Origin of the sequence: Pseudomonas brenneri, assembly GCF_007858285.1 — a bacterium.
Classification (GTDB): domain Bacteria; phylum Pseudomonadota; class Gammaproteobacteria; order Pseudomonadales; family Pseudomonadaceae; genus Aquipseudomonas; species Aquipseudomonas brenneri.
Window position 1 is genome coordinate 1 of sequence record NZ_VFIL01000010.1, and the last position, 12663, is coordinate 12663.

12 protein-coding genes, 4 tRNA genes and 2 pseudogenes are annotated in these 12663 nt (G+C 59.7%); 4 read left to right on the forward strand and 14 right to left on the reverse strand.

All coding sequences use genetic code 11. The features are described from left to right. Positions 1-109: IS3 family transposase (locus tag FJD34_RS20820; protein ID WP_130926105.1), on the forward strand; the 109-nt coding region annotated here is incomplete at its 5' end. A 30-nt stretch (positions 110-139) separates the two neighbouring features. Beyond that, positions 140-1264 carry a fimbrial protein gene (locus FJD34_RS20825; RefSeq protein ID WP_090290758.1) on the forward strand — a complete coding sequence of 375 codons (1125 nt, stop codon included), beginning with the start codon at positions 140-142 and terminating at the stop codon, positions 1262-1264. 38 nt (positions 1265-1302) lie between these two features. On the opposite strand, the pseudogene FJD34_RS28475 reads toward FJD34_RS20825, so the two are convergent. Both FJD34_RS28475 and FJD34_RS28480 read right to left on the reverse strand, forming a co-directional pair. Beyond that, positions 1303-1407 (reverse strand): annotated as a pseudogene (locus tag FJD34_RS28475) (lysis protein); the annotation flags it as partial. 85 nt (positions 1408-1492) lie between these two features. Continuing rightward, a pseudogene (locus FJD34_RS28480) lies at positions 1493-1609 on the reverse strand (cell wall hydrolase); the annotation flags it as partial. A 383-nt stretch (positions 1610-1992) separates the two neighbouring features. On the opposite strand from FJD34_RS28480, the gene FJD34_RS20840 reads away from it, so the two are divergent. Then, on the forward strand, positions 1993-2190 hold the full coding sequence (locus FJD34_RS20840) for a tyrosine-type recombinase/integrase (protein ID WP_167360816.1): 198 nt from the start codon (positions 1993-1995) through the stop codon (positions 2188-2190). Positions 2191-2303: 113 nt separating this feature from the next. Here the strand turns inward: FJD34_RS20840 and FJD34_RS20845 are convergent. Beyond that, positions 2304-2380, reverse strand: a tRNA-Val gene (locus tag FJD34_RS20845). Positions 2381-2564: 184 nt separating this feature from the next. Here FJD34_RS20845 and FJD34_RS20850 point away from each other — a divergent pair. After that, positions 2565-3848, forward strand: a complete 1284-nt coding sequence (locus FJD34_RS20850; RefSeq protein ID WP_032859482.1) for an NAD(P)/FAD-dependent oxidoreductase — start codon at positions 2565-2567, stop codon at positions 3846-3848. Between the two features lie 164 nt (positions 3849-4012). On the opposite strand, the gene FJD34_RS20855 is transcribed toward FJD34_RS20850, so the two are convergent. The 11 genes from FJD34_RS20855 to FJD34_RS20905 all read right to left on the reverse strand — a co-directional run bounded on the left by FJD34_RS20855 (position 4013) and on the right by FJD34_RS20905 (position 12659). Further along, positions 4013-4089 (reverse strand) — tRNA-Asp (locus tag FJD34_RS20855). A 105-nt stretch (positions 4090-4194) separates the two neighbouring features. Beyond that, a tRNA-Asp gene (locus tag FJD34_RS20860) sits at positions 4195-4271 on the reverse strand. Between the two features lie 55 nt (positions 4272-4326). Beyond that, a tRNA-Val gene (locus tag FJD34_RS20865) sits at positions 4327-4402 on the reverse strand. 163 nt (positions 4403-4565) lie between these two features. Further along, positions 4566-5330, reverse strand: coding sequence for an SDR family oxidoreductase (locus FJD34_RS20870; protein WP_090293079.1), 765 nt, complete (start codon positions 5328-5330; stop codon positions 4566-4568). An 11-nt stretch (positions 5331-5341) separates the two neighbouring features. Then, positions 5342-6553: an O-succinylhomoserine sulfhydrylase gene (locus FJD34_RS20875; RefSeq protein WP_090290756.1), complete on the reverse strand. Its 1212-nt coding sequence runs from the start codon at positions 6551-6553 to the stop codon at positions 5342-5344. Between the two features lie 66 nt (positions 6554-6619). Beyond that, positions 6620-8125, reverse strand: a complete 1506-nt coding sequence (purF, locus tag FJD34_RS20880) for an amidophosphoribosyltransferase (RefSeq protein ID WP_032859480.1) — start codon at positions 8123-8125, stop codon at positions 6620-6622. Between the two features lie 41 nt (positions 8126-8166). After that, a complete protein-coding gene (locus FJD34_RS20885) occupies positions 8167-8724 on the reverse strand; it encodes a CvpA family protein (RefSeq protein ID WP_032859479.1) in 558 nt (185 codons plus the stop codon). A 196-nt stretch (positions 8725-8920) separates the two neighbouring features. Continuing rightward, positions 8921-9574, reverse strand: coding sequence for an SPOR domain-containing protein (locus FJD34_RS20890; protein ID WP_032859478.1), 654 nt, complete (start codon positions 9572-9574; stop codon positions 8921-8923). Beyond that, on the reverse strand, positions 9558-10865 hold the full coding sequence (gene folC / locus FJD34_RS20895) for a bifunctional tetrahydrofolate synthase/dihydrofolate synthase (protein ID WP_032859476.1): 1308 nt from the start codon (positions 10863-10865) through the stop codon (positions 9558-9560). The genes FJD34_RS20890 and folC overlap by 17 nt, the downstream gene beginning before the upstream one ends. Next, the gene (gene accD / locus FJD34_RS20900) at positions 10862-11782 is read right to left on the reverse strand and encodes an acetyl-CoA carboxylase, carboxyltransferase subunit beta (RefSeq protein WP_032859684.1); all 921 of its coding nucleotides are present in this window, start codon (positions 11780-11782) and stop codon (positions 10862-10864) included. The genes folC and accD overlap by 4 nt, the downstream gene beginning before the upstream one ends. A 244-nt stretch (positions 11783-12026) precedes the next feature. Continuing rightward, positions 12027-12659, reverse strand: coding sequence for a phosphoribosylanthranilate isomerase (locus FJD34_RS20905; protein WP_032859474.1), 633 nt, complete (start codon positions 12657-12659; stop codon positions 12027-12029). Positions 12660-12663 lie beyond the last annotated feature (4 nt).

Below are 12663 nucleotides of genomic sequence, written 5' to 3' on the forward strand. Positions count from 1 at the left end.
TGATTACATCGAGATGTTCTACAACGCAAAACGCCGCCATGGTTTCAACAATCAGCTGTCACCGGTAGAGTTTGAAAAGCGTTACGCAATGAGCTTGCAAGGTGTCTAGAGAATCCGGGGCGATTCAAAGGATACCGTTGTGAAATTTAGCGCTTTGATCAAGTCAGTATTAGCATCTGCTGCACTGTGGACAGTGGCCGATACGGCCATGGCACTGACTTGCGACTACAAGGATGGCATTAAGCCGGCTGACGGCTTCATGCCGCTGCAAATATCGGCAATCACCGTTGGGCGCGATGTACCGCTGGGGTCTGAGGTCTATCGCCAGACATTTCAGGTCGCATCAGGACAGTCCCCGACAATCGAATGCAAATATGCGCCGTTTGATATGTGGTCCGAATATGTTCTTCCCAACTCAAGCCGAGCCAATTGGTCCAGTGGACCGTATGCAAATAAAGTCTACAAAACCAACATCGATGGGCTGGGAGTCGCCTTCAAAAATAGTTCGGGGCTGGTGCTGCCCGGGCTAGGCCCTAGACGGCCAACGAATTGTAACTCCTCCACTCCATGCCCTATCCCTCTTTACAACGTTACTAACTTTGAGTTGATTTTGGTGAAAATTGGTGATGTGAAACCTGGCGTGCTCCGGGGCGGAACTTTGCCCGCAGTACAGCTCTACTTCAACGCCAACACCGTCAGAATGTTGGGGTTCTATGTTGAGATTGCAGGCACCATCCAGATTGTTTCGCGAACCTGCAGCACTCCGGATGTGGTGGTACCGATGGGAACACATCAGACCAAGGAATTTACTGGGCTTAACAGCGCCAGCGGTTGGCAGAACTTTTCCATTGATTTGAACAACTGCCCAGCGTTCCACGGTACATATAGCACGAACGTCCCGAGCTGGACTTCGCAGAGCGGAGATTATCCGTCCGGTGTAGGCACTAGTGGATCTAGAGATAACAACAGCCTGCTGTTTCGCATTGATCCCGCTCGACCACCGATTAGCGCGCCCACCGGCGTTTTGAGCCTTGACCCGAGCGCTACGGATGGTGCCCCCGCAGCCAGCGGCGTTGGCATTCAGATTGCCACACCCAATAATGCCCCCGTGCCACTTGGAAGGAATCGGAGTAGTGGACTCAGCCTAAGAACCAGCGAGGGGAGTTATTCGATCCCTCTGCGTGCCCGTTACTTGCAGACCGAGAAGCAGGTAACACCAGGGCCGGCTAATGCATCGGCAACATTCACGATTACATATCAGTGACTGAATTCCCCTCCGGCACAATAGATATCTCCAGCCCGTCAGCGCGCAATGGCTCTGACATACGCCTGGCACGCCCGCAGCGCGATCAATCCTCTATCGCCGGCATCGGTGATGGCGATAATTCGTTGAGCATGCGCCAGTCCTGCACCTGCCAGGTGACTCCGGCGGCGATGCCCATCAGCACCAGGACCATCACCACCAGCCCGGCCAGCTTCTGGACGGGCGTCATCACGGCACATCCTTGAAAAAGACGTGGTGCCCGAGGCGTAGCGTCTGCTTGGCCTTCGCCGCCCAGGCCGGGGCCTTGGGCATCGTGGTTGCGTAGTAGTGCGTGGCCCCGCCGGTTAGCGAGGTCGAGCCTTAATCGACCCACGGGTAACCGCGATGAGAATCGTGCCTCGACCCGGCCGGAGCAGCTTAGATCCGTGCGAGAACAAGAGTGCAGTCGGGAAGATCCGCGGACTGTGAGAAAAATCCTGAGATTACCGGCCAGCCATGTGCGGGCCGGATGCTCTCCAGAAAGCCTTGCGAAGGGTTTTGCGGAAAGCTTTTTTAGCTGCGGCGACCAGACCCTGGCGAGCCACCGCGAACCGGGCCACCTTTCTGCTCGTAATAACCTGAGAGGAGGTGCATTTCCTCTCTTTTAATTCGAGCTTCCATCGCTCTAATTTCTGCGGGCATACCAGCACCGTGGCCAGGCTCGGGACGACTCACAAGCCTACGACAATGTGCCAGCGGGTGAGCGGCCAACGTTTCATGAGATCCGCGCATTGGGTGCCTGGCTGTACGAACAGCAGGGATTTGCACAGGAATATATACAGGGATTGATGGGTCACGCTGACGTGAAAATGACCGAGCATTATCAGTCTGGCCACGGGGATGATGAGGTCATTTACATGAAGGTGAAAGCCGACCTAAACGTGTAGCTCGAAGGTCGTTTGCCCAAAGTATTCCCAATGTTTGCCCAAACGATAGACAACAAAAAAGGGCCCACCTTTCGGTGAGCCCTTCTAGACCGCCCAGCAGAGCGGATTTTGTTTGGTAGGCGCGATTGGACTCGAACCAACGACCCCCACCATGTCAAGGTGGTGCTCTAACCAACTGAGCTACGTGCCTGCTGTGAGGCGGCATTCTACGGAATTCCCGAGGGGTGTCAACACCTTTTTTGCAGCTAAGCCTATGAATATGCGAATTTTTTATTTTTGCTCGGTAGAGCTGCTTTTCCCGCATGGCTGGCAGGGGATTTTCAACTCAGGTAGGATCGGCGCACTCGTAAAAAATATAAAACAGAGGTTCCAGTATGGCGAACACCCCCTACCCCCAGTCGTATTACGCCGCGTCCGCCAATGCGGTTCCTCCCCGGCCGGTCCTGCAAGGCGAAGTCGAAACCGACGTGTGCGTAATCGGCGCCGGCTATACCGGGTTGTCGAGTGCACTGTTCCTGCTGGAGAGCGGCTTTCGCGTGACGGTACTGGAAGCCGCCAAGGTGGGGTTCGGGGCTTCAGGGCGCAATGGTGGGCAGATCGTCAACAGCTACAGCCGTGATATCGATGTGATCGAGCGTAGCGTCGGCCCCCAGCAGGCGCAGCTATTGGGGCAAATGGCGTTTGAAGGCGGCAGGATCATTCGTGAGCGGGTCGCCAAATACCAGATCCAGTGCGACCTGAAGGACGGTGGTGTATTTGCCGCGCTCAATAGCAAGCACATGGGCCACCTGGAGTCGCAGAAGCGCCTGTGGGAGCGCTATGGCCATACTCAGCTGGAGTTGCTCGATGAGCGGCGCATCCGCGATGTGGTGGCCTGTGAGAACTACGTCGGCGGCCTTTTGGACATGAGCGGTGGGCATATCCACCCGCTCAACCTGGCATTGGGCGAAGCGGCGGCGGTGGAGTCCCTCGGCGGCACGATCTACGAGCAGTCCGCAGCGGTGCGTATCGAGCGCGGCGCCAATCCTGTCGTCCACACCGCCCAAGGCAAGGTGAAGGCCAAATTCATCATCGTCGCCGGCAACGCCTACCTGGGCAACCTGGTGCCTGAGCTGGCAGCCAAGTCGATGCCTTGCGGCACACAAGTAATTACCACAGCCCCTCTGGGTGATGAACTGGCTAAAACCCTGCTGCCCCAGGATTTCTGCGTCGAAGATTGCAACTACTTGCTCGACTATTACCGACTGACCAGCGACAAGCGCCTGATCTTCGGTGGTGGCGTGGTGTATGGCGCGCGGGATCCGGCGAATATTGAAGCGATTATCCGCCCGAAGATGCTCAAGGCGTTCCCGCAATTGAAGGATGTGAAAATCGACTACGCCTGGACCGGCAATTTCCTGCTGACCCTGTCGCGATTGCCTCAGGTCGGGCGCCTGGGTGACAACATCTACTACTCCCAGGGCTGTAGCGGCCATGGTGTGACGTATACCCACCTGGCAGGCAAGGTGCTGGCCGAAGCCCTCAAAGGCCAGGCCGAGCGTTTTGATGCGTTTGCCGACCTGCCCCACTATCCGTTCCCGGGCGGCCAACTGCTGCGAACCCCGTTTGCGGCGCTGGGCGCGTGGTACTACGGGCTGCGGGACAAGCTGGGCTTCTGATCGACACCCTGTAGGGGCCGGCTTGCCGACTCCTACAGGGCGCATCATCAAATCGCAGACACAAAAAACCCCAGTCTTTCGACCAGGGTCTTTGCTATCGATCCAATCAAGCATGAAGCTTGCCTTGGCACTCTCAGGGTGTTCAGTGGACCCTGGAACAGATATGGCGCAGCGGACGGGACTCGAACCCGCGACCCCCGGCGTGACAGGCCGGTATTCTAACCGACTGAACTACCGCTGCGTATCGCTCAGACTGCTGAAGTGTCACCTTCAACCGCCTTCAAACATCTGACTGAGCAGCCTTGGCTGTTCAATCTCAAATCCGAATCATCGGACCTGGAAAATATGGCGCAGCGGACGGGACTCGAACCCGCGACCCCCGGCGTGACAGGCCGGTATTCTAACCGACTGAACTACCGCTGCGCGTCGGTGCAACCTTTAACGTTGCGTCTTGCCCGAAGGCAAAACTCTCAAGAAGTGGTGGGTGATGACGGGATCGAACCGCCGACCCTCTGCTTGTAAGGCAGATGCTCTCCCAGCTGAGCTAATCACCCTTTGCTTCGTTGAGGCCGCGAAATTTACGCAGGTAGCGGACCTAAGTCAATAGCAGGATTGAGTTTTTTTTCAAAAACAGCTGTAAGTTGCAAGCTTCAAGCTGCAAGTCAAAAGCCACCGAAAATCCGCTTTCACTTGCAGCCTGTAGTTTGAAGCTGCCCCTCACGGCTCATAGACCATCTTCTTGCTCATGCCGCCATCCACTACGAACTCTTGCCCTGTCACAAACCCAGCGCTGCGCGACAGCAGCCACGCCACCATGGCCGCCACATCCTCAACCGTCCCAACCCGGCCCGCAGGATGCTGCGCATGATCGGCGTCACTCAGCGGCTCTGCGCGGCGCGCTGCGGGATCACGGGCATCAATCCAACCAGGACTGACAGCGTTGACCCGAACCTCTGGCCCCAGGCTGATGGCTAGCGCATGGGTCAGGGCCAACAGGCCGCCCTTGCTCGCCGCATACGCCTCGGTATCGGGCTCCGACTGCTGGGCCCGGGTCGAGGCCAAGTTGACGATAGAACCGCCATGAGCGCGCAGATAAGGCGCGCAATGCTTGGCCAGCAGCATCGGCCCACTGAGGTTCACCGCCAATACCCGGTTCCAGTAAGCCAGGTCCAGGCTGTCCAGCGTGATATTGCGCGGATCGGCCACAGCGGCATTGCACACCAGCGCATCCAGGCGCCCGAACTGGCCAAGCACTTCAGCCACCCCAAGGGCCACCTGCTGCTCGTCGGCCACGTCCATGGTGATAAACCAGGCGTTATCGCCCAGGACTTTGGACACCTTGGCGCCCCGCTCGCGATCCAGATCGGCCAACACCACCTGCCAGCCTTCGCTGATCAACCAGGCCGCGATCCCCAGGCCGATGCCCCGTGCCGCGCCCGTCACCAGCGCGACTCGACCATTACTGGCACCAGCCGCCTCCAGGGACCACTCGATCACAAGGCAGCCAGCCCGCGAGCCAGGTCAGCCTGCAAGTCAGTCACGTCTTCCAGGCCCACTGCAACGCGGATCAGGCTGTCACGAATACCGGCCGCTTCACGCTCCTGCGGGGTAAGGCGACCATGGGAAGTGGTGCCTGGATGGGTAATGGTGGTTTTGCTATCGCCCAGGTTAGCGGTGATGGAAATCAGGCGCGTGGCATCGATAAAGCGCCATGCGCCCTCCTTGCCACCCTTGACCTCGAAGCTGACCACCGCACCAAAGCCCCGCTGCTGACGCTGGGCCAGTTCGTGTTGCGGGTGACTCTTCAAGCCAGCGTAGTGAACCTTTTCGATTCCGTCCTGCTGCTCCAGCCACTGCGCCAGGGCCTGGGCGTTGGCGCAATGGGCCTTCATCCGCAGGCTCAGGGTTTCCAGGCCCTTGAGGAAAACCCATGCATTGAACGGGCTCAGGGTCGGGCCAGCAGTGCGCAAGAAGCCCACGACTTCCTTCATCTGCTCGCCACGGCCGGCAACCACGCCCCCCATGCAACGGCCCTGGCCATCGATGAACTTGGTGGCCGAATGCACCACGATGTCCGCCCCCAGCGTCAGTGGCTGCTGCAGGGCTGGCGTGCAGAAGCAGTTATCCACCACCAGCATCGCGCCCTTGGCATGCGTCACTTCGGCGAGGGCGGCGATGTCCACCAACTCTGCCAATGGGTTGGACGGCGACTCGACGAACAGCAATTTGGTATTGGCCTTGATCGCCGCGTCCCAACCGGAAAGATCCGCCAGCGGCACGTAGTCGACTTCAATACCAAAACGCTTGAAGTACTTCTCGAACAAACTGATGGTCGAACCAAACACGCTACGCGACACCAACACGTGATCGCCAGCACTGCACAGACTCATGACCACGGCGAGAATGGCCGCCATGCCAGTGGCCGTGGCGACAGCCTGCTCTGCCCCTTCCAGCGCCGCGATACGCTCTTCGAAGGCGCGTACGGTCGGGTTGGTGTAACGGGAGTAGACATTGCCCGGCACTTCGCCAGCAAAGCGTGCCGCCGCGTCGGCTGCGGTACGGAACACGTAGCTGGAAGTGAAGAACATCGGGTCACCGTGCTCACCTTCCGGCGTGCGGTGCTGGCCGGCGCGCACAGCCAGGGTATCGAAAGCCACGCCATCGAGGTCGCTGTCCAACCGACCGGCATCCCATTCCTGACTCATGCTGCCACTCCTTCACTCAATTCTTTATTTAAGATACAAAACCGGCCCCTCAGGGCCGGTCGTTACTCAGTTGTTGTACAGATCGATGATCGCGCTGACCGCCTGGGTCTTGATCTTCGAGGAGTCGTTGCGCGCCTGCTCGATCTTGTTCAGGTAAGCCTCGTCGACGTCACCCGTCACGTACTTGCCATCGAAGACCGCACAATCGAACTGCTCGATCTTGATCTTGCCGCCACCCACCGCTTCGATCAAGTCAGGAAGATCCTGATAGATCAGCCAATCAGCACCGATCAGATCAGCCACATCCTGGGTCGAACGATTGTGGGCAATCAGTTCGTGGGCGCTCGGCATGTCGATACCGTACACGTTCGGGTAACGCACGGCTGGTGCGGCGGAACAGAAGTACACGTTCTTCGCCCCGGCTTCGCGAGCCATCTGGATGATCTGCTTGCAGGTGGTGCCGCGCACGATGGAGTCATCCACCAGCATCACGTTCTTGCCGCGGAACTCCAGCTCGATGGCATTGAGCTTCTGGCGGACCGACTTCTTGCGCGCTGCCTGGCCCGGCATGATGAAGGTGCGGCCAATGTAGCGGTTCTTGACGAAACCTTCGCGGAACTTGACGCCCAGGCGGGTGGCCAACTCCAGCGCCGCAGTGCGGCTGGTGTCCGGGATAGGGATCACCACGTCGATGTCGTGCTCCGGACGCTCGCGCAGGATTTTCTCGGCGAGCTTCTCGCCCATGCGCAGACGCGCCTTGTACACCGAGACACCGTCGATGATCGAATCCGGACGCGCCAGGTAGACGTGTTCGAAGATGCACGGGGTGAGTTTCGGGTTGACCGCGCACTGACGGGTGTGCAGCTTGCCGTCTTCGGTGATGTACACCGCCTCGCCCGGGGCCAGATCGCGGACCAGGGTAAAGCCCAGCACATCCAGGGATACGCTTTCGGAGGCGATCATGTACTCGACGCCTTCGTCGGTGTGGCGCTGGCCGAACACGATCGGACGAATGCCATGCGGATCGCGGAAACCAACAATCCCGTAGCCGGTGATCATGGCCACGACCGCGTAGCCACCGACGCAGCGGTTGTGCACGTCAGTCACAGCGGCAAACACGTCTTCTTCGGTCGGCTGCAACTTGCCGCGCTGGGCCAGTTCGTGGGCAAACACGTTGAGCAGCACTTCCGAGTCGGAATTGGTGTTGACATGGCGCAGGTCAGATTCGTAAATCTCCTTGGCCAGTTGCTCAACATTGGTCAGGTTGCCGTTGTGCGCCAGGGTAATGCCGTAAGGCGAGTTGACGTAAAACGGTTGAGCCTCGGCCGAAGTCGAACTACCAGCCGTCGGATAACGCACATGACCAATGCCCATGTGCCCGACGAGGCGCTGCATGTGACGCTGATGGAACACGTCACGTACCAGGCCATTGTCCTTGCGCAGGAATAACCGGCCGTCGTGGCTGGTCACAATACCGGCAGCGTCCTGGCCGCGGTGCTGGAGGACGGTTAGCGCGTCATACAGCGCCTGATTGACGTTCGACTTACCGACGATACCGACGATGCCACACATGCGACGCAACCCCTACTTAATGAATCTTGACTGAACCCTGCTTACTGCGGCGCGTTGCCCGGCAAGAGGTGTTCCTTGAACGGAAGATCAGCGGGTACGCTGATTCCGCTGGCCAGCCACTGACTGCTCCACCCCAATATGAGGTTCTTGGACCAATCTGCAACCAATAGAAATTTTGGCACGAGACTCGACTCCTGCCACCATGCATCCTGCTGTACCGGGCCCAGGCTCAACAGCCCGACCGCAATGACCACCAGCAACGCGCCACGCGCGGCACCAAAGGCCATGCCGAGAAATCGATCGGTCCCGGAGAGGCCGGTGACACGTATCAATTCGCCGATAAGATAATTGACCATTGCTCCCACCAGCAGCGTGGCGATGAACATGATGGCGCAGCCCGCGATGACACGAGCCGAAGGTGTTTCGATGTAGCCGGCCAGGTAAACGGCCAGGGATCCGCCGAACATCCAGGCGACGACTCCTGCAACGATCCAGGTCAGCAGCGACAATGCTTCTTTGACGAAGCCGCGGCTTAGACTGATCAATGCGGAGATGGCGATGATGGCTACGATCGCCCAATCAACCCAGGTAAATGGCACAGTGCAGCCTACAGACGGATAAGGCGGCGCATTTTAGCAGAGCGCCGGGCTATCGGTAAGCGGTGATTGGCGGTCCATTGCAAATCAATAGGTTGTGGCAGGCTGCGGCCATCTCAAGACAGGCAAAAACCAATGTGGGAGCGGGTTTGCCCGCTCCCACACAAGCCTGCACACACATTTTGAGGTATTGCCAGAATCAGCCACGTTCTGGCTGGAAGCGCACCACAAAACCCTTCAGATTCTGCTGGCGCCCCAACAGGTCACGCAGGCGATCCGCCTCGGCGCGTTCGATCAGCGGCCCGACAAACACCCGGTTCTTGCCATCGGCAGTACGGATATAGGCGTTATAACCTTGGCTACGCAGGGTTTTCTGCAAAGCTTCGGCACTCTCGCGATTGGACAGGCTGGCAAGCTGCACCGACCAACTGATCGGCAGGCCATTGGGATCAATACGGCTTTGGCCGACATCCGGTTTGCCTGGCGCAGCAGGCTGCGGCGCGACAGGTTTTGGTGCCGGGGCAGGCGCCGCAGGCTTGGCAGCCACGACTGGCGCAGGCTTCACCACGGGAACGCTGGGCTGAATCGGCGCCGTGGGCGCCTGCTGCTGGGCAATCTCAGCGTCAGTCGGCACCGGTTCCTCCTCGGGCAACGCCTGCGGCTCAGGCACCACCACCGGCTCGACCTGAACCTGCGGTATCACCGGGGCCTGGGGTGCAGCCGGGGCCTCAACCGTGACCTGGCGCTGCTCGTCCTGGCGAGAAAACAGCATCGGCAGGAAAATCACCGCCAATGCCACCAGCACCAGGGCTCCGACCATTCGCTGCTTGTATGCGCTATCCAGTAATGCCATGTGCAGCTTCCTCCGTGGAGCGCCGGGCCAACCATTCAAGCGCCTCGGCAACACAATAAAATGATCCGAACAACAGAATCTCGTCCTCGGCCGTTGCCACCGCGCATTGAGCCTCCAACGCAGCGCTCACGCTTGCATGGGACGTCACCGTCGCCCCAAGGTTCTGCAACACCACCTGCACCTCATCAGCCGTGCGGGTGCGTGGCGTATCCAACGGGGCGACCGCCCAGGACTGCACATTACCCAACAGCGGTGCGACCACACCGTCCAGATCCTTGTCCGACAGCAGGCCGAACACCGCCAGGCGCCGACCCGCTGGCGCTTGACGCACCAAACGACGCGCCAGGTACTGCGCAGCATGCGGGTTATGCCCGACATCCAGCAACAGGTTCAAGCGCTTGCCCTGCCATTCGAACGAACGACGATCGAGGCGCCCAACCACTTGGGTACGCTGCAAGGTATCGGCAATCTGCCCGGCATTCCACGGCAGATCCAACAACAGGTATGCCTGCAGGGCGAGTGCAGCGTTTTCCATAGGCAGGTTCAGCAGCGGCAGGCCGTGCAGCTCGACACCCTGGCCCCGCGCGTCGACACCGCGCCACGACCATTGATCGTCAGCCACTTCCAGGGAGAAGTCCCGGCCCCGCAGGAAAAACGGGCAATCCAGTTCGCGCACCTTGTCCAGCAAGGTCTGTGGCGGATCCAGGTCACCGCACAACGCCGGCTTGCCCTGGCGGAAGATCCCGGCCTTTTCATAGGCCACGGATTCGCGGGTATCGCCCAGGTAATCAACGTGATCCACGCCAATACTGGTGACCAACGCAAGATCGGCATCCACCACATTGACCGTGTCCAGGCGCCCGCCCAGGCCGACTTCCAGCACCACCGCATCCAGCTGTTCACGCTCGAACAGCCAGAACGCGGCCAGGGTGCCCATCTCGAAATAGGTCAGGGACGTTTCACCACGCCCGGCATCCAGCGCCGCAAAGGCTTCACACAACTGCTCATCGGTGGCTTCGACACCGTTGAGTTGCACGCGCTCGTTGTAACGCAGCAAGTGTGGCGAGCTGTAGACGCCAACCTTCAAGCCCTGGGCCTGCAGCAACGCGGCGACAAAGGCGCAGGTAGAACCCTTGCCGTTGGTGCCGGTGACCGTGATCACCCGCGGCGCAGGTCGACCCAACCCAAGGCGGGCCGCTACCTGTTGCGAGCGCTCCAGGCCCATGTCGATGGCTGACGGATGCAACTGCTCAAGGTAGGCGAGCCATTCGCCCAGGGTTCGTTGGGTCATAGGTTTGCAGGCACCGGTGGCACCACGATTGGCTCGACAGGTGCGGCAACGTACTCAGGCGTCGGCAGGTCCATCATCTGTGCCAGCAGGTTGCCCAGGCGCGGACGCAGCTCGGAACGGGCGATGATCATGTCGATGGCGCCGTGCTCCAGCAGGAACTCGCTGCGCTGGAAGCCTTCCGGCAGTTTTTCACGCACGGTCTGCTCGATCACGCGCGGGCCGGCAAAACCGATCAGCGCCTTCGGCTCGGCAACAATCACGTCGCCCAGCATCGCCAGGCTGGCGGAAACGCCGCCGTAGACCGGATCGGTCAGCACGGAGATGAACGGGATACCTTCTTCACGCAGACGCGCCAATACCGCAGAGGTCTTGGCCATTTGCATCAGCGAGATCAGCGCTTCCTGCATCCGCGCACCACCGGAGGCGGCGAAGCAGATCATCGGGCAACGGTTTTCCAGGGCGTAGTTGGCGGCACGTACAAAACGCTCACCGACAATGGCACCCATGGAGCCACCCATGAAGGAAAACTCAAACGCGGACACCACCACCGGCATGCCCAACAGCTTGCCGCTGATGGAGATCAGCGCGTCTTTTTCACCGGTCTGCTTTTGCGCAGCAGTCAGGCGGTCCTTGTACTTCTTGCCGTCGCGGAACTTGAGACGGTCCACCGGTTCCAGGTCAGCACCCAGTTCGGCACGGCCATCGGCGTCGAGGAAAATGTCGATACGGGCGCGGGCGCCGATACGCATGTGATGGTTGCACTTGGGGCAAACGTCCAGGGTCTTTTCCAGCTCCGGGCGGTACAACACCGCGTCGCAGGATGGGCACTTGTGCCACAGACCTTCAGGGACCGAGCTTTTTTTCACCTCGGAACGCATGATCGAGGGGATCAGTTTGTCTACTAACCAGTTGCTCATGCTTTCTTTCTCCAGTACCGGTGGCTTGAACACAGCCCCGCGTATGCCCTTGAGCTAAATTCATTGATGTGGCGATGACACCTGCAGGACGGGGTCAGACGTTCGACCAGCCATTTCCTGCACCTGCCCTCAGCCTTCCAGACAACCCGCCAGTGCGTGGCTGCCACTTCATTGGCGCCGCCCGAGGGCAACGCCGGCCTGTTTTACACAGTGGTAGTTACTGACGGCGGCAGACTGCCAGCCGTCACATCGCGCCACTGCTGCTGCGCACCGCTTGCATGAATGCGCGAATCTTGCCTGAATCCTTGATGCCCTTGCCCTGCTCCACCCCGCCGCTGACGTCCACTGCATAGGGACGCACCTGGGCAATGGCCTGGGCCACATTGTCGGCAGACAAGCCACCCGCCAGGATGATCGGCTTGCTCAAGCCCTGGGGAATCAGCGACCAGTCAAAGGCCTCGCCCGTCCCGCCAGGAATGCCCTCGACATAAGCATCGAGCAAAATCCCGCTGGCCCCGGCGTAGGCGGCGCAACTGGCGGCGATATCGTCACCCGCCTTGACCCGCAACGCCTTGATATACGGACGATGGTAGCCAGCGCACTCCTCCGGCGATTCGTCGCCATGGAACTGCAGCAGGTCCAGCGGCACGGCATCCAGGGTTTCGTTGAGCTCACAGGCGCTGGCGTTGACGAACAGCCCCACGGTGGTCACGAATGGCGGCAAACCGGCAATGATCGCCCGGGCCTGCTGCACCGTCACCGCCCGCGGGCTTTTGGCATAAAATACAAAACCGATGGCGTCAGCCCCCGCCTCGACTGCCGCCAGCGCGTCTTCCATGCGGGTAATCCCGCAAATCTTGCTGCGAACGCCTGACATATCG

Excerpts from the sequence above, each read along its gene's own strand:
- FJD34_RS20890 (WP_032859478.1), bottom strand. The coding sequence starts at position 9,574 with ATGGCATTACTGGATAGCGCATACAAGCAGCGAATGGTCGGAGCCCTG.
- folC (WP_032859476.1), bottom strand. The coding sequence starts at position 10,865 with ATGACCCAACGAACCCTGGGCGAATGGCTCGCCTACCTTGAGCAGTTG.
- FJD34_RS20850 (WP_032859482.1), top strand. The coding sequence starts at position 2,565 with ATGGCGAACACCCCCTACCCCCAGTCGTATTACGCCGCGTCCGCCAAT.
- FJD34_RS20905 (WP_032859474.1), bottom strand. The coding sequence starts at position 12,659 with ATGTCAGGCGTTCGCAGCAAGATTTGCGGGATTACCCGCATGGAAGAC.
- FJD34_RS20875 (WP_090290756.1), bottom strand. The coding sequence starts at position 6,553 with ATGAGTCAGGAATGGGATGCCGGTCGGTTGGACAGCGACCTCGATGGC.
- accD (WP_032859684.1), bottom strand. The coding sequence starts at position 11,782 with ATGAGCAACTGGTTAGTAGACAAACTGATCCCCTCGATCATGCGTTCC.
- purF (WP_032859480.1), bottom strand. The coding sequence starts at position 8,125 with ATGTGTGGCATCGTCGGTATCGTCGGTAAGTCGAACGTCAATCAGGCG.